This window comes from bacterium, from assembly GCA_024224155.1.
GTDB lineage: Bacteria > Acidobacteriota > Thermoanaerobaculia > Multivoradales > JAHEKO01 > CALZIK01.
Genome location: JAAENP010000177.1, coordinates 24,257 through 43,053 on the forward strand (window position 1 = coordinate 24,257; position 18,797 = coordinate 43,053).

Here is an 18,797-nt window from a genome sequence, read left to right on the forward strand (position 1 = left end):
GAGAACCGATGAGCGACCTTCGCGCCTTCTTCGAGAACGTCCTCTACCGCGCCGTATCGCCTCGACGCTTCACCCAGCAGTCCCCGGTCATGCCGGATGTCTGGATCGCCCACGGCATGAATCCGGGGCACCAGGTGGAGCTGCTGATGGTCCCCGATTGGCACTACACGACCGCGGATCTTGCCCGTGCGCTCAAAGAGCGCCTCGCCGAAGACCGCGAGAGCGGCTTCGAGCCGAGCCGGTTTCGCCACCCCAAGGCGCAAACCGCGCCCGCCGCCGTCGCCTACAACCAGAACGTGGTCGTGGCTCGACTGTTCTTCGACGAGCTCATCCGGGTGGTGATCCCGCTCAGCCGCTGGTGGGCCCGGTCGGTTGCCGGAATGCGCGGACCCGAGGATCCCGATCGCCTGGTCGAGCGCCTGTCGACCCCCGAAGGCAAGCGCGCGCTGGCGCGCAATCTCACGGCGGCCATGAAGGGCGGCGACCCCAGACAGGTGACGCCGGACACCGTCTGGCTGGCCCGGGTCGTGGGTCTGATCGCGTATCTCGCGACTCCGGCCGGCCGCAAGCGCGTCGGCAGAAGCCGGGGAGACCGACGAGTCGGTCTTCACGAGGATCTCTTCGAGGAGCACTCCAAGCTCGCCCAAACGGTGATCGCTCTGCTCGAAGGCATGGCGGCGGTGGATTGGGAAGACGAGTTCCCGCTCTACTCGGTGAACCGAAACAGGACCACGCAGGCAACGCTCCACGACTCGGTCGGGACCATCAAAGCGGACGCCGCGCGCCGCGTCTTCAAGGTCACCGGCAAAGGAATCCGCTGGGCCGTGGTCGACTCCGGAATCGACGCGCGTCACCCGGCCTTTCGGAAGTTCGACGGCAACGGCGTGCCGAAGCGCCAGGCCTTCGCCAGGCACGAACGCAAGTCTCGACGACGCGCCGTCCGCGGCGGCGACTTCCGCAACCAGACGCGCATCCGAGCCACCTACGATTTCATACAGATCCGGGAACTGCTCGGCCTCGAGCCGCAGGAGATTCGGAACACCAGATCGAAGAGCTTCCGAGAGCTCAGCAAACGCTACCCGGCTCTCAATCTGGCCAAGAACCGGAAGCAGCTGATCTCGCTGATCGGTGACCCCAGCTCTCAGCTCATCGACTGGCAGAAACTGGAACTCTTCTTGAGAGTTCCGCACGAGCCCGAGCCTTCCTACCGGCCCCCGGTCAACCGGCACGGCACTCACGTTGCCGGGATCATTGCCGCCGACTGGAAAGGCGCACCCGACAACCTGGCCTCGATCGACGACGAGCCGGCGGACGATGAAGACGCGCTCGAGGACCTCTACCGTGCCGACGGCGACCTTCAGGGCATCGGGCCGCAGATCGAGCTCTACGACCTTCGAGTCCTGGACGAGAACGGCGAGGGCAACGAGTTCGCGATCATGTCGGCGCTCCAGTTCGTGCGCGACCTCAACAACCGCAAGGACTTCGTCGCCATCCACGGCGTCAATCTGAGTTTCTCGATCGAGCACGACGTCGCCAACTACGCCTGCGGGCGCACTCCGGTCTGCGACGAGGCCAATCGGTTGGTCGCCAGCGGTCTGACGGTGGTCGCCGCGGCCGGCAACAGCGGCCGCGCCCGGTACATGACTCCTTCCGGCCTGCCCGACGAGGGTTTCCGCACCGTGAGCATCACCGACCCCGGCAACGCCGAGGCGGTGATCACGGTGGGAGCTACCCATCGGCGCGATCCGCACACCTACGGCGTCAGCTACTTCTCCAGCCGCGGGCCCACCGGCGACGGTCGTCTCAAGCCAGATCTCGTCGCACCGGGAGAGAAGATCCGGTCGACCATCCCAGACGGGGGCGACGATCGGCTCGACGGCACCAGCATGGCCGCGCCTCACGTCAGCGGCACGGCGGCCCTGATCATGGCGCGTCACTTCGAGCTCATCGGACAACCCCAGAGAATCAAAGAGATTCTCTGCTCGACGGCAACCGACCTGGGCCGCGAGCGCTATTTCCAGGGCAGTGGCATGCTCGACATCCTGCGCGCCCTGGAATCGATCTAGGAGCCGATCATGCCGTCCGTCTTCACGCTCGAGGCCGTCTTCGCCAAGAAGGGCGACGCCCTGATTCTTCACTACGGGCCGTGGGACGAGCCCAAGCGAATTCTCATCGACGGCGGTCCGCGCGGGGTCTACAAAAAGTTCCTCAAGCCCAGGCTGGAGCAGATCCGGGAGGAGTTCGAGCTCCAGGACGACGAGAGCCTGCCGTTCCGGATGGCGATGGTGAGCCACGTCGACGACGACCACATCGCGGGGATCCTGGATCTGGTCAATGAAACCGTCAAGGCCAAGGAGAAACGGCAGCCGCTGCCCTACAAGATCGAGACCCTGTGGCACAACTCGTTCGACGACATCCTCAAGAACCCCGAGCGCGAGATCGTGTCGCGCATGGCAGCCACCGTGGCATCGAACGATCCTCTCGGCCTGGCCGTCCCGAAGATGTCGCGCGAATCGAAAGCCGTGGTGCAGAGCACCAGGCAGGGCCGCGATCTGAGGAAGGCCGCCAAGAAGCTCAGGGTCGCAGTCAACAAGCCGTTCAGGGGTCTACTGATGTCCCCAGCCAAGAGGGCCGTGTCCCTGGGCCACGGCTTGACGTTCAAGGTCGTCGGCCCCAACAAAGGCCGCGTGGTCGCATACCAGAAGCAATGGGACAAGGATCTGAAGGCGATCCTCGAGAAGGAGCGCGACAGCGCCCGCGCCCAGGCCTTCGAAGACGAGTCGCCCTTCAACCTGGCGAGCCTCTGCGTGCTGGCCAAGATGAAGGGCAAGTCGATTCTTCTGACCGGGGACGCGCGCGGCGACTTCCTGCTCGAGGATCTCGAAAAGGCCAAGATCCTGAAGAAGACCAAGCCTCTCCACGTCGACATTCTCAAGATGCCGCACCACGGCAGCGTGCGCAACATCGAGGACGTCTTCTTCCAACGGATCACCGCCGATCACTATGTCTTCTCCGGCGACGGCGAGCACGGCAATCCGGATCGAGAGACCCTCGATCTGCTACAGGCGGCCCGGGGCCGAAAGAAGTACACGGTTCACTTCACCTTCACCCAGGACGCCCACAGGAAAGACAAGAACAAGAAGCGCAGAGCGGCGCTCGAGAAGGTGAACGACTGGGCCAAGCAGGCGCCCGCCAATTGCACCGTCGTGTTCCGAGACGGCGCCTCGGACTCACTCTCGATTCTTATCGATCTTCTGGAACCGCTCTACGAGGCGGACTAGTACTGCTGGTAAGTCTCGATCTCGAAGTCGAGCATGTCATCGCCGTCGAAGATGAAGCGACCGCTGAATTCGGTGCCGTTGAGGAGCAGCGGCAGCCAATGGCGATCGTCGGCCCACATCTCTTCGTAGGGAATCGCGTCGAGCGGAGTCCAGAGAGGAATGGCCTCGTCGGTCGCATGCGGTACGCCCGTGTACCTGGTGGCGTGAAAGACGAAGCCGTGAATCGAGTAGCCGTCCACGAACTGGAATCTGAGCTGCCCGCGTTCGACCGGGTCGAGCGGGGTGATCCCGAGCTCTTCCTCTACCTCTCGGACCGCGGCTTGCCGCGGGCTTTCGCCGTCGTCGAGGCGTCCGCCCGGGCCGTTGATCTTCCCGGCTCCGAGTCCGCGCAGCTTGCGAATCAAGAGGATCCGATCCCTTTCGATGACAAAGAGCAAGGTTGCCAGATCGGTGGGGCTCCAGGATTCCCAGTCGACATGATCGAGCTTGCTGGGTCGTGCCGGCTGCGCCATGAGCCCGAATCTATCGCGAAGCCGGATTCGAGCGGCTCGACCCGCACCCGCACCGCCGAGGGCTGAGCGTCAGTCTTCCTCGACCAGCAGACCCAGCAGATCGGAGGTCGAGATGATGCCAATCGGAACGCCGTCCTCGGTGACCAGGACCCGGTGCAGGTGGCCGTCCAACATGAGCTTGGCCACCTCGGCAACCGTGGCATCCACCTCGACCGAGTAGACCGTCGGCGTCATGATGTCCTCGACTCTTCTGTCGGGCTCTTCGATGTGGAAGTTACGGACGTCTTCCTCGCCGTAGGTCTCTTCGAGGTCCTTCAGATAGAAGCTCGGGTTTCTGCGATCGGTCGCCACGCCGGCGTCACTGCTGGCCGCGGCGGCGACGTCGGTCATCGACACCACACCGAGCAACTCGCCCTTTTCACCGGCAACCGGCGCGCCGCTGATCTGGTTGTCGAGCAGGAAAGCCGCCAGCCCACGCACGCTCATGTCCTTGTTGACGGTCAAGACCTCGGGATTCATGAGATCTCGGGCGTTGATCTTTCGCAAGGTGGTCGTCGTCATGGTCGTCCTCCCAACGTATGCGTGCTAAAAAGACGTTATCCAAATCATCTCAGAACCTCACCACCCCCGGGGGTGGGAGCTCGCCAGCGCTACTCCGCATCCTGCTCGGTGCCTGCCATAATCATCTCCTATGAACTGGTTCGTCGATCACGGCCCAACAAAAATAGCACGTACCCGCACCGGAATACTCGTCGCCTGCCTGGCTCTGGCAGCCTGCGCAGCATCCGCCCCACCGGAGCCTCCTCGCGCAGCCGCAACCATCGGCGCGGTGCTGGCAGAGGACACCGAGCTCGGAGGCGTGCGGAATCACGCGCCGGAGTCGATGCCGCTGGCGGAGGCGGTCCGGGCCTACGTGGAAGGCCTCGACGAGATCGACTTCGGCGAGTGCCCTCCCGACTTCGCCACCGCTTTCAAACGGCATCGCGACGCCTGGCGGGATTCGATCGAGTACTTCGAACAGTACGACGAGATGCGCGGCGAGTTGCACGGCCTCTTTGACGCGATCCGCGAGCTCGGCGATGACGCTCGAATCCGAATGGAGAGCATCGAAAAGAGCATCTGGGGCACCTGGTCCGAGGTCGAAGCGGCGGTCGCCCGCCACGGCGGCGGGTCGGACTAGACAGAAGCCCGACCCTCAATACGCGTCTTTGTGGACGCCCTCGACCGCCCGCCCTGACGGATCGGCCCGGCCGCCGAATGCGGCATCCCAGCGAACCGCCGTCGGTGTACTGCAAGCGATGCTCATTCCGTGGGGCACGCAGGCCGCCGCGGACTCGCCCGGGAAGTGCGTCTCGAAGATGGAACGGTACATGAACGCCTCCTTGGTGGCCGGCGGGTTGACCTGGAATCGCCTTTCGGCCTCGGCAAAGGCGTCGTCGCCGATCTCTCTCTCCGCCAGGTCGCGCAGCGAGTCGATCCAGGAATAGCCCACCCCGTCGGAGAACTGCTCTTTCTGGCGCCAGAGGATTTCGTCCGGCAGATAGCCTTCGAACGCCTGCCTGAGAACGTGTTTCTCCATCCGGCCGTCGCGCACCATCTTGTCGGCGGCGTCGAATCCCATCGCGACATCCAAGAACTCGCGGTCCAGAAAAGGCACTCGACCCTCGATGCCCCAGGCGGCCAAGCTCTTGTTGGCACGCAGGCAGTCGAAGAGATGAAGCTGGTCGAGCTTGCGCACGGTCTCGGCGTGGAACTCGCGCGCGTCGGGAGCCTTGTGAAAATAGAGATAGCCGCCGAAGATCTCATCCGCCCCTTCTCCGCTCAGAACCATCTTGATGCCCATCGCCTTGATCCTCCGCGCCAGGAGGTACATCGGCGTCGAGGCTCGAACCGTGGTCACGTCGTAGGTTTCGATGTGATGAATCACATCGTTCAACGCGTCGTGACCTTCCTGTTCGGTGAACGAGAACTCGTGGTGGATGGTCCCGATGGCGGCGGCCGCAGTGCTTGCCGCCGCCAGATCCGGCGAGCCTTCGAGCCCGATCGCGAATGAGTGCAGCTGGGGCCACCAGGCTTCGCTTCGGTCCTCCTCTTCCACCCTGCGCCGGTAGAACTTGTGGCAGATGGCGGTGAGAATGGAGGAATCCAGCCCCCCCGACAGAAGAACGCCGTAGGGAACGTCGCACATGAGCTGGCGATGCACCGCGTCCTCGAGCGCGGATCGCAAGCTGCCCAGATCGGCGCGCCTGCCCTCGACGACGCAGTAGCCCCGCCAGAGGGGCTGGTAGTAGGGCACCGGCACGCCCGCGGAGCTGTCCAGGTAGTGTCCCGGCGGGAACTCTTCAATCGTCGGGCAGGTCCCTATCAGGGCCTTGAGCTCCGATGCCACGTAGAATCGTCCCTGCTCATCGCGACCCGTGTACAGCGGCATGACCCCGATGGGATCGCGCGCGATGAAGTAGCGATCGCGAGACCGGTCGTAAAGAGCAAACGCGAAGATGCCGCTGAGATCATTCAGGAAGTCGGCCCCACGCTGCTCGTAGAGAGCCAGAATCACCTCGCAATCGGACCCGGTCTGAAACTCGTACGGACGCTCGAGCGCCGCCTCCAGCTCGCGATGGTTGTAGATCTCGCCGTTGACCGCCAGGACGACACCGCGGTCGGGGCTGAAGAGCGGTTGCGCCCCGTGCTCGATGTCCACGATCGCCAGTCGCTCGTGAGCGAGGACCGCCCGCTCACCCGAGAAGATGCCGCTCCAATCGGGGCCCCGATGGCGCTGGAGCTTCGAGAGCCTCAGTGCCAGGCTCCTCAGCTTCGTCGGATCGCCCTGAATCTCAAAAATACCCAGAATCGAGCACATCGCAAACGCCGAGCTCCAACCTAACAAATTCGCAAGGTTGTGGCCCGGTGCCTTCGGGCAGAAGCTCTCGCGCTATAGTAGTCGACCCTCTGAATGATGCCCAGAGCCGAGGTGTGTAGTGACGTCAGCCTCCAGATCGAGCCTCTCCAGCCAGCTGTTCTGGCTCTGCCTGCTCGCCGGAGCCCTGCCGCTCGCTTTGCAGCTTCTGCTCTGGTTGCGCGATCAGGCCGCGACGGACAGCTCGAAGATCATAGACACGATGACGATCGCTGGGGCCGCGGCTCTGGCACTTCTGCTCGTCGCCTGGGCTCTGCCCGACCGGCTCTCGACGGCCTTCGGTGAAGCCGTGTCGAGGCTGCGCTCGACGATGGCGCGAGTCGCCAAGAGCGATTTCGGTGCCCGGGTCGAGGTCGCCGGGCCCGGTCTCGAGATGACTGGCTTCGCCGAAGAGCTCAACGTCCTGATCGAGAACCAGCAGAGGAGCATTCTCAACCTACAGCTCGAAGTCAAACAGGCGGTCGCCCTGCGCGAGAGCTCGCGCCAGCTCATCGAAGAGTGCATCTACGCCCGGGAACCGCTTGCCAAACAGCATCCCGGGCTTGCCGCCGCCTATGCGGCCGCGGCCATTCGCCAGGCCGGCCGCGAGGCCGCGGCCGAGAACGAGACCGTCGACGGCCTCGTGGAGGGCGTCGATACGGTCGGCCACAGGCGAGACAACCGGCAGAATCTGCGCTGGACCTTGAAAGACGTAAGAGTCGACGTGCCGGTGCCGTCCAAGCTGGTCAACATGAGCGTTACCGGCATGGCGGTCGAGTCCAACCGCGGCTTGCCGGTTGGCGGCTCCTGGGTGTTTCGCGTCGGCACCGACACCTGGACCTACGACATCCCCGGCAAAGTCTGCTGGTGCCGGCTGGAGCGCACGATCAGAGTCGACGACGATGTTCGCCCCGTCTACCGCACCGGAGACGAGTTCGACGACAAGCTGTCCGGCAAGGCCTTCGAATTCTTGAGCCCCGCCGCACTCGACGCCGGTGCCGCCTAATCGGCCGCCCTCCACCCCCCTGCTTCTGGTCACCGGCGCGGCCGGCAAGACGGGTCTGGCGGTCCTGAAACACCTTCGCGAGCTCGACGCCGCCGGGCCCAGAGTGCGGGCCCTGGCCCGGAGCTCCCGGCAGACACCCGCTTTGCGTGCGGCCGGGGCGGCCAAAACCGCAGTCGGCGACCTCTGCGACCCCACTTCGCTGGCCCGGGCCCTCGAGGGTGCCGATTCCGTCTACCACATCTGCCCAAACGTCCATCCCGACGAAGCGGAGATCGGCAGCCGGATCATCGCTCTGGCCAAGGCAGCCGGTGTCCGCCGTTTCGTTCTTCACTCCGTGCTGCAGCCGGCGATCCAGGCCATGCCGCACCACTGGGCCAAGATGTCGGTCGAGGCGAAGCTGGCCGAATCGGGTCTCGACTTCACGGTTCTGCGGCCCGCGCCATACATGCAGAACATCTTGGGTCAATGGCCGAGCATCGCCGAGCGCGGCGTCTACTCGGTGCCCTATGACCTGGCGACCAGGGTTTCGATGGCCGACCTCGACGACGTCGCCCGGGCCGCGACGCTGGTACTGACCGAGGGCGGACATTCCGGTCATAGCTATGAGCTCTGCGCTCCCGGCCTGCTCGATCAAACCGAGATCGCGGCAGTCCTCGGCCGCGCCCTCGGCCGGGAGGTCCGCGCCGAATCCGTCGATCGCCGGGCCTGGGCGGCGCACTCAAGAACAACCGGGCTGACCGAACACCAGATCGAAACGCTACTGGCGATGTTTCGCTACTACGAGCGCTTCGGCATGACGGGCGCCTCCGAAGACCTGGAGGCTCTTCTGCGCCGTCCGCCTACGACGTTCGCGCGGTTCGTCGGCCGAACCGTCGCGAGCGGCAGCTGACAGGGCGGGCTCGAATCCGGGCTCAGGAAGTGGGAGCCTGGCTCAGGCCGCGGGTTTCGCGCTCGGACTCGTCCATGGGCTCACCCAACTCGGGTGAGAAGGGCATCGTCCTGCCTTTGAGGCCGTGCACGAGCCAAAGGACCGTCGAAACGAAACCCACGCTCAGTGCGGCCACGACCCCCAGATCCACCAGCCCCCGCCAGGGTTGGGAGAGGCTGCGCACGATCAAGATCAAACTCACAATGCCGGCAGTCATCCCCCAACTGGCGACCAGTCGCCGGCGCGTGGTGCGGTAGAGACTCATGCAGAAGAATGGCGCAAGCAGCACATCCCGCCAGCGCGGGTCGTCGAGCAGATACAGAGCTCGTGCCACGACGCGCGGGCTGAAAGACGTGTGAAAGCCGCGATAGCCCTCGACCACGAGCATCAACGCGGTCCAGCCGAGCAGAACGATCCAATGCAACCTCGAGAGCTGGCCGGAGAACGCCTGCACCGCGATCGGGGTCAGGCGGAAGAGGGCATCCACCAGCAACAGGAGGACGCCGCCGACTCCCCAGACGAACCCGATCTTGCCTAGCGTCCTCATCGTCCACATATCGCGGCCTGAGAGTCTCGTAAGTCGGCGGCCGGAGTCAACCACCCGGCCTGGTTCGGGGCGGCTACTCCAAGTCCAGCGCCTCGACCTCTTCCGACCGGCTACCGAGTGCGGTCATCATGGAGCCCGCAACGATCAAGAGCGCTCCCGCCATGCCGAGGGCATCGAGCCGTGCGCCGATCTCGGCCTCTGGCCATGCCGCCAGGATCGCGTAGACCGCGAGGATCGTGACCAGCGGCGTCAGCGAGATCACGGCGCTGACCCTGGACGCTTCCCAATGCTCGAGCGCCTCGGCGAAGCACCCGTACGCCGCCAGTGTGTTGACGATGCCGAATGCCAGCAAGGCGAGCTCGAAACGACCCAGCTCGGCCACCTGACCGGGAGTCGCGAGCGGCAGCAAGAGAACCGCCGCACCTATGTAGATCAGGAGCAGAATATTCGCGGAAGAGAGACTCACTAGAAGCTGTTTCTGGGCCAGGGCGTAGGCCGCCCAGACGACCGCCGCGACCGCCACGATCGCGACTCCCGTGGCCTCGGTGCCCGAGAGCCGAACCAGCGCCGCCAGGCGATCGTTGAAAAACAACAGGATTCCGGCGATGAGCACGACCAGACCCAGCCACTGCCGAGCGCTGAAAGCCTCCCGAAAGATCGCCAGACCGCCGAGCAAGAACAGAATCGGTGCCAGCTGGATCACCAGCTGTGCCGTCGCCGGCGGCACGTAGTCCAGCGCCAGAACAAACAGGACATAGTTGCCCACCAGGCCCACTAGCGCCACGCCCAGCAGGAGCCAGCCTCTAGCGCCGAGACGGTTCAGCACCGGGAGTTGACCTCGCCAGGCCTGGAAAGCTGCCAGCAGGAGCGCGGAGGCGGTGAGTCGATACCAGGTGATGGTGACGGCATCCATCCCTCCGACCAGAAGCAGCTTGAGCGCGATCGACAGGAAACCCCAAAGCAGCACGGTTGCCAGGGCCAGCAGAAGACCCAAGCGCGGATTGCCGCGGGCGCGATGGAGAGTCCGTTCCACGGGCGGCTAGTAGAGCGCACTTGGGCTCGGCGCACCACCCGTTAGCTGCGGGGTCGGGAACGGCTTAAATCCCTTCTACCGGACGCTCGAGCACAAGCAGGCCCAGACGGATTTCCTTGCGTATTCGCAATCTTCACGGTAATCTGGATCAGGTTGGTACAGAAAGGGAGGGATGTGGCTGAGCAGACACACCGAACTGCGCGGCACTGAAAGGGGTGAGCTTCGAGCGCTGGGTGGTCTCCTCCTGGCGGCCCTGCTGCTGCTGACCGGAGCCCTGGTGGCCGAGGGCGCCGGCAGGATCGAGGGACGAGTCGTGGGTCCCGACAGCAAGGGGGTCGAGGGCGTTCTGGTCCGACTCGAGGGACCCGGCGGCTCGACAGTGGTGACTGACCGCCGTGGAGGCTTCGCGCTCGAAGCGGTGCCGGCAGGGACGCACAGGATCGTCTTCTCGCTGGGCGATGACCGAGCCGTGCTGCCGGTAGAGGTGCGGGCAAGCGCGACCGTCCAAGTCCGGCAGGAGGTCGATTGGTCACTCAGCGTGGCCGACCAGCTGACCGTGTACGCGGCCTCGCGGAGACGCGAGAAGATCGTCGATGCGCCGGCGGCGATCAGCACCGTGTCGGAGAGCGAGATTCTGCGCGAAGCGCCCACCGGCCAGATGCCGGCCTTGTTCGGATCGCTACCGGGAGCCGAACTGACCCAGAGCGGACTCTACGACTACAAGTTCAACGCCCGTGGAGCCAACATCTCGGTCAACCGCCGAGTCGCGGTCCTGATCGACGGTCGGGACCCCTCCTTTCCGCTCCTCGGCTCCCAGGAGTGGGCCGCCAACGCCTTCCCTCTCGATGATCTTTCCGGGGCCGAGCTGGTTCGCGGACCGAGCAGCGCACTCTACGGCGCCAACGCCTTCAACGGCATCCTCAACCTGACGACCAAGGCGCCCCGCTACAGCCAGGGAGGGCTGGTTCGCTTGACCGGCGGCGAGCTCTCGACCACCCGGGCCGACTTCCGTCTGGCGGGTGAAGTCGCCGAAGGCACCTTCTACAAGCTCCTCGGGAGCTACACCGACAGCGAAGACTTCTATCGTTCCCGCGACCAAGAAGTCGAGTACTCGGTCCCCTGCGTGGGCACACAGGTCCGCGACTGCCTGTTTCCGGAAGCCGTGGCCTTGCCGCTCGACCGTGACGAGATCGCCTACGCCGGGGCTCGGATCGACCACTACTTCGCCAACGGCAAGACGTTGGTCGCCGAGGTCGGAACCGCAGAGGTCGAAGGCTACGTGCTGTCGGCTCCCGGCAGCCGCTTCCAGATCACCGATCTGAGTCGCCCATGGAGCCGCTTCAATTTCAACTCGCCCCGATGGACGGCCTTGCTCTCCTACACCGGGCGCGAGGCGGAGGCCATGACCCTCTCGGCCGGCACCCTGGCTTTTACCGACTCCTTTCGCGCCAGCTTCGAGCTCCAGGGCAACTGGAACCTTGGTGGCGGCCGCGGCCGCCTCGTCGCCGGTCTATGGGCGGCCCGGGAAGACATCGACAGCGCCGATCCCAACGGCATTCAGACACTGCTGCCGGAGGCCAAAACCGACGATCTGCGAGCGCTCTTCGCGCAGGTCGACTGGGACGTCGGTCCCGAGCTCAAACTCGTGCTGGCGGCTCGAGTCGACGACAGCCAGTTCTACAGTCCGGAGATCTCGCCGAAACTCGCCGTGGTCTGGGAAGCCAAGCCGGGCCGGACGCTGCGCTTCGGCTACAACTCCGGTTTCTTGCGCCCGAACTACCCCGAGTACTTCATCCGGATTCCGTTGGCGCCACCGCTCGACCTGAGTCCCTTCGAGCAGTTCTGCGCGCCGGTGGGCGTCGGCTGCGGCTTCGACCAGCCGGTGCCTCTCGTCGCGGTCGGCAACAAGGATCTGACGGTCGAGACCATCCAGAGCCTGGAGATCGGCTACAAGGCGATCCTCGGCGGCAAGGGCCTTCTGACCGTCGACGGTTACTGGACGAAGATCGAGGACTTCGTTCAGCAGCTCGTGCCCCAGCTCGGAACCCGGCTCGGGCGGGCCAATCCCAACTTCGGACCGTACGCGCCGCCGGCTGATCTGCCCGAGCCCTTCGCCTCGCTCCTGGTCGGCGGCCTGGACGCGGCGCTGTCCCCGCTCGGACTGTTTCCGTTCCTGAGCAACGACAACGATCGTCCCTTGTTCGCGTTCAACACGGTGATCAACTTCGGCGAGGTGGAGACTCAGGGTGCCGAGATCGCCGTCGACTACCCTCTCGCGGACCGCTGGAGCCTGAGCGCCAACTACTCATGGCTGAGCTTCGACGTCAAGGACGAGCTGGCCGAAGCTCCGCTCGAGCCCAACGGACCCGAGAACAAGGTCAACCTGGTCCTGACCTACGCCGGGCCGCAAACGGGAGCGGCTGTCAGCATGCGCTGGGTCGACTCCTTCCCGTGGGCTGAAGGGTTCCTCATCGGAGACGTGCCCTCGTACACGGTAGTCAACCTGTCGGGCGGCTTCGATCTCGACGATTCCTGGACCGTGGGCCTGAACGTGAACAACCTCCTCGACGAGAGGCACTACGAGCTCTTCGGAGGCGATATCTTGGAACGCAGAGCGCTCGGCTACGTAAGCTTCTCCTGGTAGAGCGGGCCTTCGAGCGGCACGTTCCCGATTCGACTCGGTCCCAAACGAGCCACACTTTACCTAGCTTGGAGCGGAATGTAGTCTGCCCCGGTTCCGCTGCTGGGTGAGACCGCGGCGCCTGAAGCCCTCGATCCTCGGCGAGTCACAATGACGCAATCAGACTCCATCTGGCGAGACCTCCGCGACTCCATCCGGGGCGTGGAGTTCGACTACACCCAGGAAGCTCTCGGCCGCGCCATCCTGTTGCTGTCGGTACCGATGATGCTCGAGATGTCAATGGAGTCGGTCTTCGCCGTCACCGATGTTTTCTTCGTCATGAAGCTCGGTTCGACGGCCGCAGCGACCGTCGGAATGACCGAAGCCATGCTGACGATTCTCTACGCCGTGGCCGTCGGCTTGAGCATGGGAACGACGGCTATGGTGGCACGCCGCATCGGCGAAAAGCGACCGGAAGCCGCCGGTACCGCGGCTGTCCAAGCCATCGCGCTCGGTATCGGTCTAGCCATCGTCGTCGGCCTGGTCGGCGGTTTCGGCGCGAACAACCTGCTCTCGCTGATGGGCGGTGGTCCCGATCTGGTGACCGGCGGCGCCGTCTACACGCGGATCATCTTCGGCGGCAACATCACCATCTTTCTGCTCTTTCTCATCAACGCCGTCTTTCGCGGTGCCGGAGACGCTTCGATGGCGATGCGCTCCCTCTGGCTGGCCAATCTCATCAACATCGTCCTCGACCCCTGCCTCATCTTCGGGCTCGGACCGTTTCCGGAGCTCGGGCTCGCGGGAGCGGCCGTGGCCACCACCGTCGGCCGCGGCACCGGGGTCTTGTTTCAGCTCTGGAATCTCTTCGGCGGCAGGTCCCGGGTCGTCATCCGTCGCGAGCAGCTCGTCATCGTCCCACAGGTGGCTCTGCGCTTGATGCGGGTTTCTCTTTTCGGAATCCTCCAGTTCTTGATCTCGACCGCGAGCTGGGTAGCGCTGGTGAGAATCGTGTCGACCTTCGGCGAAGCCGCACTGGCCGGATACACGCTGGCGATTCGAATCCTGATCTTCGCGTTTCTCCCCGCCTGGGGCATGTCGAATGCCGCGGCGACTCTCGTGGGACAGAGTCTGGGCGCCAAGCAGCCCGAGCGCGCGGAGAAGGCGGTCTGGCAGTCGAGTTTCTACAACATGGCGTTTCTCGGCACCGTCGGCCTGATCTTCATTCTGTGGGCGGAGTTCTTCGTCGGCCTGTTTACCCAGGAGGCCGAAGTCACCGCCAACGCCGTTGCCTGCCTGCGGATCGTCAGCTACGGCTATCTCGTATATGCCCTGGGAATGGTCCTGGTCCAGGCTTTCAACGGCGCCGGCGATACGGTCACGCCGACGATCATCAACCTGTTCTGTTTCTGGTTGTTCGAGATCCCGCTCGCATACACGCTCGCGAGAACCCTGGGCTACGGCCCCAAAGGAGTTTACGCGTCGATCGTCTGCGCCGAAGCGATGATGGCGATCGTTGCCACGCTGCTCTTTCGGCGGGGGACCTGGAAAGAGCGCGAGATCTGAGGGTCCTTCCCGAGCTCGCCTCGTCGGTCAGCCGAGCTTGTTCGGATGCGCCGGGCTCGAGTTGAATCACCCATCAGGTCTTTCGGGATGAGAGACTCAGATCAGACAGGAGTGGAATGGATGCACAGGTTCGGGCCAGGGAAGTCGTCCAATGGGCGCCAGCAAGGACCGCGTAAGGGTCGAGTGAGTTGGCGAAGGATCGGCAGCTCTCTGGGTGTACTGGCCTTTGCCTTCTTCTTGAGCGAACCTGCTGCCGCGCAGTCACCCCAGGCGCTTGCCCGCCCCAACATTCTGCTGATCATGTTGGACGACCTGGGCACCGAGCTGAGCATCTACGGACATCCGCTCGTTTCCTCGCCGAGCTTCGAGCGGTTGGCGGCTCGGGCTCTCCGCTTCGACGGCGCCTATGTCCAAGCTACGATTTGTAACCCGAGTCGGACCTCCCTGCTGACCGGGCTGCGTCCCGATTCCACCGGGATCCTGACGAACAAGGTTTTCTTTCGCGAGTTCGTCCCCGAGGCGATCACGCTGCCGCGACTCTTCCGCCAGAACGGCTACGTCACCGCGAGCGTCGGCAAGATCTTCCACGGTGTGGACAAGGGCTGGCAGGATCCCGAGGCCTGGGACCGGGTCGTGGTACCTGAAGGACCCACCCTCCTCGGAAGAGGAGGCAAGAACCATGCGATCCAGAAGAAAGGGAAGACAATGGCCACTTGGCGCGCCGCGCCCGGTGGGGACGAGGATCAGAAGGACGGTCAGCACGCCCGCGATGCGATCCTGTTGCTCGAGAGCATCGCGAACAGGTCCTCGCCCTTTTTTCTTGCCGTTGGCTTGAGCAAACCCCATGAGCCTTATGTTGCGCCCAAGCGCTACTTTGACCTGTACCGCCTTCGTGAGATCGAGCCACCGGTGGTACCGGAAGTCAGATCTCCGCTCCTGCCCCTGGCCCTTCCGAGTCCGAAGCAAGTGGTGTTCGACCGTCTGAAGCTGAAAAAGAAGCAAAAGGCGATCCGGGCCTACTACGCCGCAACGTCGTTCGCGGACGCGCAGCTGGGTCGAATCCTTGATGCGCTGGATCGCCTGTCTCTTTGGAGGAACACGGTCGTGGTCGTCGTGTCGGATCACGGTTTTCACCTGGGAGAACATGGGTGGTGGGGGAAACGCACCGTGTTTGAGGAATCCGCCCGCGTTCCGCTCCTCGTCTATAAACCTGGGATGCGAGCATCTGGCGAAAGCGCCAGGGGGCTGGTCGAGGTGGTCGACATTTACCCGACACTGGCTGAGCTTGGCGGGCTCGAAGCCGAGGGTCCTCTCGACGGAACCAGTTTCGTCCGGCTCCTGAACCGGCCGGGAAGGGCGGGGAAGGCGGGTGCGTACACCCAGGTGCAGCAGGGCAAGAACTCCGGCCGGTCGGTGCGTACCCGCCGATGGCGCTACACCGAGTGGAATGGCGGAGACAGAGGAGTCGAGCTCTACGATCATTCGGTCGATCCTGGAGAATACCTGAACCTGGCCGAGTTACCCGAGTTCGACGGCGTCGTCAGGGAGCTGAAGATCCTGCTGGAAGACGGCTTCGGCAGCGCTTCATGGTTCGATTCGTAACCAGGCTTGACGCCCCGAGCCGAATGTGTAGACTCGGTGATAGGAGGTAGCTATTTGATACCGCCGGACAAAGAGGGGCCCTCGGGAGAGAACGTCTCAGCGACACTTCCGGGGGCGAACACGAGGCTCTGAGGGCTTCTGTTTCAAACCTCTCTGAGGCCCTGATCGGCCGGAGACCCAAGCCACAAAGGCATCCGGGGAGCTCCCAGGGTAAATAACCCGAGCCAATTCAGCATCGAGCTGCTGGCTCGGGTTATTTTCGTCTGAGAGCCCTAACAGGGATGCTACCTTGACTTGCTAGACTCACGACGGTTTCGACCTTCGCATCCGTCGACTTTCGTAGAGCTCTAGGAGTTGGTCCTCAAGCACCACCGTCTTTTCGCTGTAGCCACGGCTGTGCTGCTGGCCTTTCTGCTCTATCAAGGTCGCCTCTTCTTTCCCTACCCCTTCGAGGCCTCCGCCCGTGCACTGGTCTCGCTCGCCGAGTGGGCGCTCGTTTCGGCGGCGTTTCTCGGCTGGGGAGGTCTGCTCCATCGCGCGCTCGTGGGTACTGGCCAGTCTGCGCCGCTCGCCCACGCCTGGGCCTTGGGAGCCGCGACGACCGCCACTCTGATGGGCTATCTGGCGCCGTTCTGGTATCCGAACGTGTTCTTTGCGGCGCCCTGGCTGGTGATCGGTATCGTGCTCCTGGTCCTGCGGCGTTCGCGATTCGAGCTCGGCGCCAGCGTCGCCAGCCCGATTCTCTGGCTGCTCGTGCCTTTTGCCGTGTGCGCGGTCCTCCTCGCATTCGCTCCCCCTCTCTCCCTGGACGCTCTCGTCTACCACCTGGGGATACCAAAACAGTTTGCGCTCCAGGGCCAGGCCTATGAGATGCCATGGAACATCCTGTCCTACTTTCCTCTGCACGCCGAGCTCCTCTTCGGCCTCACCCTGGAGTTGGACAAGACCGGAATCCTGGCCCAGCTGCTCCACCTCGGCGCGGCCTTCTGGACTCTGACGGTCGTCGTTCGGACGGGAACCAGGGAGTTCGGGCGGCTTGCCGGCGGCCTGGCGGCAGTCATCCTGTTTTCGATTCCCGTGTACTGCCTGATCTCCGGCTGGGCCTGGAACGACTGGTTCGTTCTTCTCTACGCCGCACTCGCGCTCGATCAAGTCCTGCTACTACGAACGGCCCACAGCTCGCGCCGCTACCTACTCGCGGCCGTCTTCCTGGGATCGGCAGCAGCGGTCAAGTACACCGCTTTGCCGATGCTCGCCCTACTGGTGGTGGGATTCTCGAAGCAAAACCGGCGTCTTATGCCGGCGGCCGCCTTGGCAGCCGCACTGCTCCTCGGGCCCTGGTACGGCAAGAACCTGGTGCAGAAGGCCAATCCCGTGTTCCCCTTTTTCTCGACCCTCCAGGGGACCGGATCCCTGACCGACTATCGCGGCGACGTCGAAGCGGCTGACCGGTGGCTCGGTTACCTGGGCCGCAGAGACATGGTGGATGAAAGCGTAGGCCTGCTTTGGATCGCCGGTGTGCCTCTTGGTCTTTGGATTCTGGTCAGCGCGAGGCGACGGCTCTGGCCTCTCGGCGCGGTCGCGGCCCTCTACCTGATCACGGCCGTGATCTTCCATCCCACCGTGCGCGCCTTCGGCCCTCTCTTCTTGGTCGGATCTTGGCTGAACGCCCAGGGCATCGTCGTCCTGGCACGAACGAAGTGGTCCAGACGCATCGTGTTCGCAGTCACAGGTTTTTTGCTCTGGACGAATCTTTTCCAGGTACTGTGGGTCATGCGCCACTACGAGCCGCTCGGAGTCGCGTTGGGGTTCGATTCTCGCGAGAGCTACCTCGAGACCGGGCAATCCTATTACCCGGCCTACCGCTGGCTTGCGGACAACAGCGAGCCCGAAGACGTAGTGCTGATCGTTGGCGAAAGCCGCGTCTTCTACCTCGAGCGGCCGGTGATCGCCGGGTGCTATTTGGATCAACCGCCACTGAGCGGTTTCCTCCGCGAGACCAGTCCGGAGGCGGCCGTGCGCGGGCTCCGAAAGGCCGGCGTCTCTCACATTCTGGTGAACTGGTCCCAGTACCGCGTTGCCCCCACCCGACCGCCCACGACCGACGAGCTGCTCTTCTTCTCGGACCCGGGCACCGACGCCGTTCTCAAGAACCTGCTGGCGGAGCGAGCCCGATTGGTCTTTCAAAACGGCCCCACCGAAATCTACCGACTCCAGGCGGCGCCATAGCTCGCGTAATACAAAACGTAAGTCAGCGTAACTCCTCGGTTGTTACCAATTCCTGACCTGTGACATAGTTCGCTGAGCCCGGCAACGACTTGCGGCAGGATCGCAGGTAGGGATGACTTTCAACCAATCGTCAGCGGAGATCGGCAGCATGAAAAAACTAATCCTCGTCACTATTTGCGCGGTTCTCGTGGGCACCAGCTTCGCACCCTCGGCGTCCGCCGGCACGCTCCTGGTCAGCGATTCGGTATTCAAGGCCTCTAAGAAGGAGGAGAAGCACCCCGTCGAGGTGTTCGCCGGCGTGCTCGTCCCCACTCGGCTTACCAAAGCCGATATCTGTATCTACTACTCCAACACCACCAAGAAGGGTGACCAGGGCCTGATCCGAGCGAAGGCCGCCATTCTCGACCGCAGTGGCGACCCCGAAAAGACCGAGTTCCTGACCCTCAACGGAAGAGTCCGGAACAACGAGGCCATCATCTGCAAGAAAGCTCCGACCTTGCGGCCCGGTGACGGCGTGACGTTCGAGATCGAGCTGCAGCAGATGCCGAGATTGCGCAACTCGAAGCAGCGCACGGAG

At 63.9% G+C, this 18,797-nt stretch carries 14 protein-coding genes; 9 read left to right on the forward strand and 5 right to left on the reverse strand.

The window, feature by feature from the left end:
- The first annotated feature begins 8 nt into the window (after positions 1–8).
- Both GY769_10265 and GY769_10270 read left to right on the forward strand, forming a co-directional pair.
- Complete coding sequence (locus GY769_10265) at positions 9–2,066, forward strand: S8 family peptidase (protein ID MCP4202306.1); 2,058 nt, start codon at positions 9–11, stop codon at positions 2,064–2,066.
- Positions 2,067–2,075: 9 nt separating this feature from the next.
- Positions 2,076–3,281: a hypothetical protein gene (locus GY769_10270; protein MCP4202307.1), complete on the forward strand. Its 1,206-nt coding sequence runs from the start codon at positions 2,076–2,078 to the stop codon at positions 3,279–3,281.
- On the opposite strand, the gene GY769_10275 is transcribed toward GY769_10270, so the two are convergent.
- Together GY769_10275 and GY769_10280 are read right to left on the reverse strand one after the other, a co-directional pair.
- Entirely contained in the window at positions 3,278–3,793 is a 516-nt protein-coding gene (locus GY769_10275; protein MCP4202308.1) for an 8-oxo-dGTP diphosphatase, read from the reverse strand. The genes GY769_10270 and GY769_10275 overlap by 4 nt on opposite strands.
- 69 nt (positions 3,794–3,862) lie before the next feature.
- Positions 3,863–4,354 carry a CBS domain-containing protein gene (locus GY769_10280; protein ID MCP4202309.1) on the reverse strand — a complete coding sequence of 164 codons (492 nt, stop codon included), beginning with the start codon at positions 4,352–4,354 and terminating at the stop codon, positions 3,863–3,865.
- A 268-nt stretch (positions 4,355–4,622) separates the two neighbouring features.
- On the opposite strand from GY769_10280, the gene GY769_10285 reads away from it, so the two are divergent.
- A complete protein-coding gene (locus tag GY769_10285; protein ID MCP4202310.1) occupies positions 4,623–4,973 on the forward strand; it encodes a hypothetical protein in 351 nt (116 codons plus the stop codon).
- A gap of 15 nt (positions 4,974–4,988) precedes the next feature.
- Here the strand turns inward: GY769_10285 and asnB are convergent, their stop codons facing one another.
- The gene (gene asnB / locus GY769_10290; GenBank protein ID MCP4202311.1) at positions 4,989–6,653 is read right to left on the reverse strand and encodes an asparagine synthase B; all 1,665 of its coding nucleotides are present in this window, start codon (positions 6,651–6,653) and stop codon (positions 4,989–4,991) included.
- Positions 6,654–6,771: 118 nt separating this feature from the next.
- Here asnB and GY769_10295 point away from each other — a divergent pair, with 118 nt between their 5' ends.
- A complete protein-coding gene (locus GY769_10295; protein MCP4202312.1) occupies positions 6,772–7,695 on the forward strand; it encodes a hypothetical protein in 924 nt (307 codons plus the stop codon).
- Positions 7,685–8,584 (forward strand): NmrA family NAD(P)-binding protein, encoded by a 900-nt coding sequence (locus tag GY769_10300; GenBank protein MCP4202313.1) that lies wholly within the window; start codon positions 7,685–7,687, stop codon positions 8,582–8,584. The genes GY769_10295 and GY769_10300 overlap by 11 nt, the downstream gene beginning before the upstream one ends.
- Before the next feature lie 22 nt (positions 8,585–8,606).
- Here GY769_10300 and GY769_10305 read toward each other — a convergent pair whose 3' ends face one another.
- Both GY769_10305 and GY769_10310 read right to left on the reverse strand, forming a co-directional pair.
- Complete coding sequence (locus GY769_10305; protein ID MCP4202314.1) at positions 8,607–9,170, reverse strand: hypothetical protein; 564 nt, start codon at positions 9,168–9,170, stop codon at positions 8,607–8,609.
- A gap of 73 nt (positions 9,171–9,243) precedes the next feature.
- Positions 9,244–10,203 (reverse strand): DMT family transporter, encoded by a 960-nt coding sequence (locus GY769_10310; GenBank protein MCP4202315.1) that lies wholly within the window; start codon positions 10,201–10,203, stop codon positions 9,244–9,246.
- Between the two features lie 172 nt (positions 10,204–10,375).
- Here GY769_10310 and GY769_10315 point away from each other — a divergent pair, with 172 nt between their 5' ends.
- The 4 genes from GY769_10315 (at position 10,376) to GY769_10330 (ending at position 18,220) form a co-directional block, all read left to right on the forward strand.
- Positions 10,376–12,847 carry a TonB-dependent receptor gene (locus GY769_10315; protein MCP4202316.1) on the forward strand — a complete coding sequence of 824 codons (2,472 nt, stop codon included), beginning with the start codon at positions 10,376–10,378 and terminating at the stop codon, positions 12,845–12,847.
- Positions 12,848–12,994: 147 nt separating this feature from the next.
- On the forward strand, positions 12,995–14,389 hold the full coding sequence (locus GY769_10320; protein ID MCP4202317.1) for an MATE family efflux transporter: 1,395 nt from the start codon (positions 12,995–12,997) through the stop codon (positions 14,387–14,389).
- A 183-nt stretch (positions 14,390–14,572) separates the two neighbouring features.
- Complete coding sequence (locus GY769_10325) at positions 14,573–15,991, forward strand: sulfatase (protein MCP4202318.1); 1,419 nt, start codon at positions 14,573–14,575, stop codon at positions 15,989–15,991.
- A 354-nt stretch (positions 15,992–16,345) separates the two neighbouring features.
- Entirely contained in the window at positions 16,346–18,220 is a 1,875-nt protein-coding gene (locus tag GY769_10330) for a DUF2029 domain-containing protein (GenBank protein ID MCP4202319.1), read from the forward strand.
- Positions 18,221–18,797 lie beyond the last annotated feature (577 nt).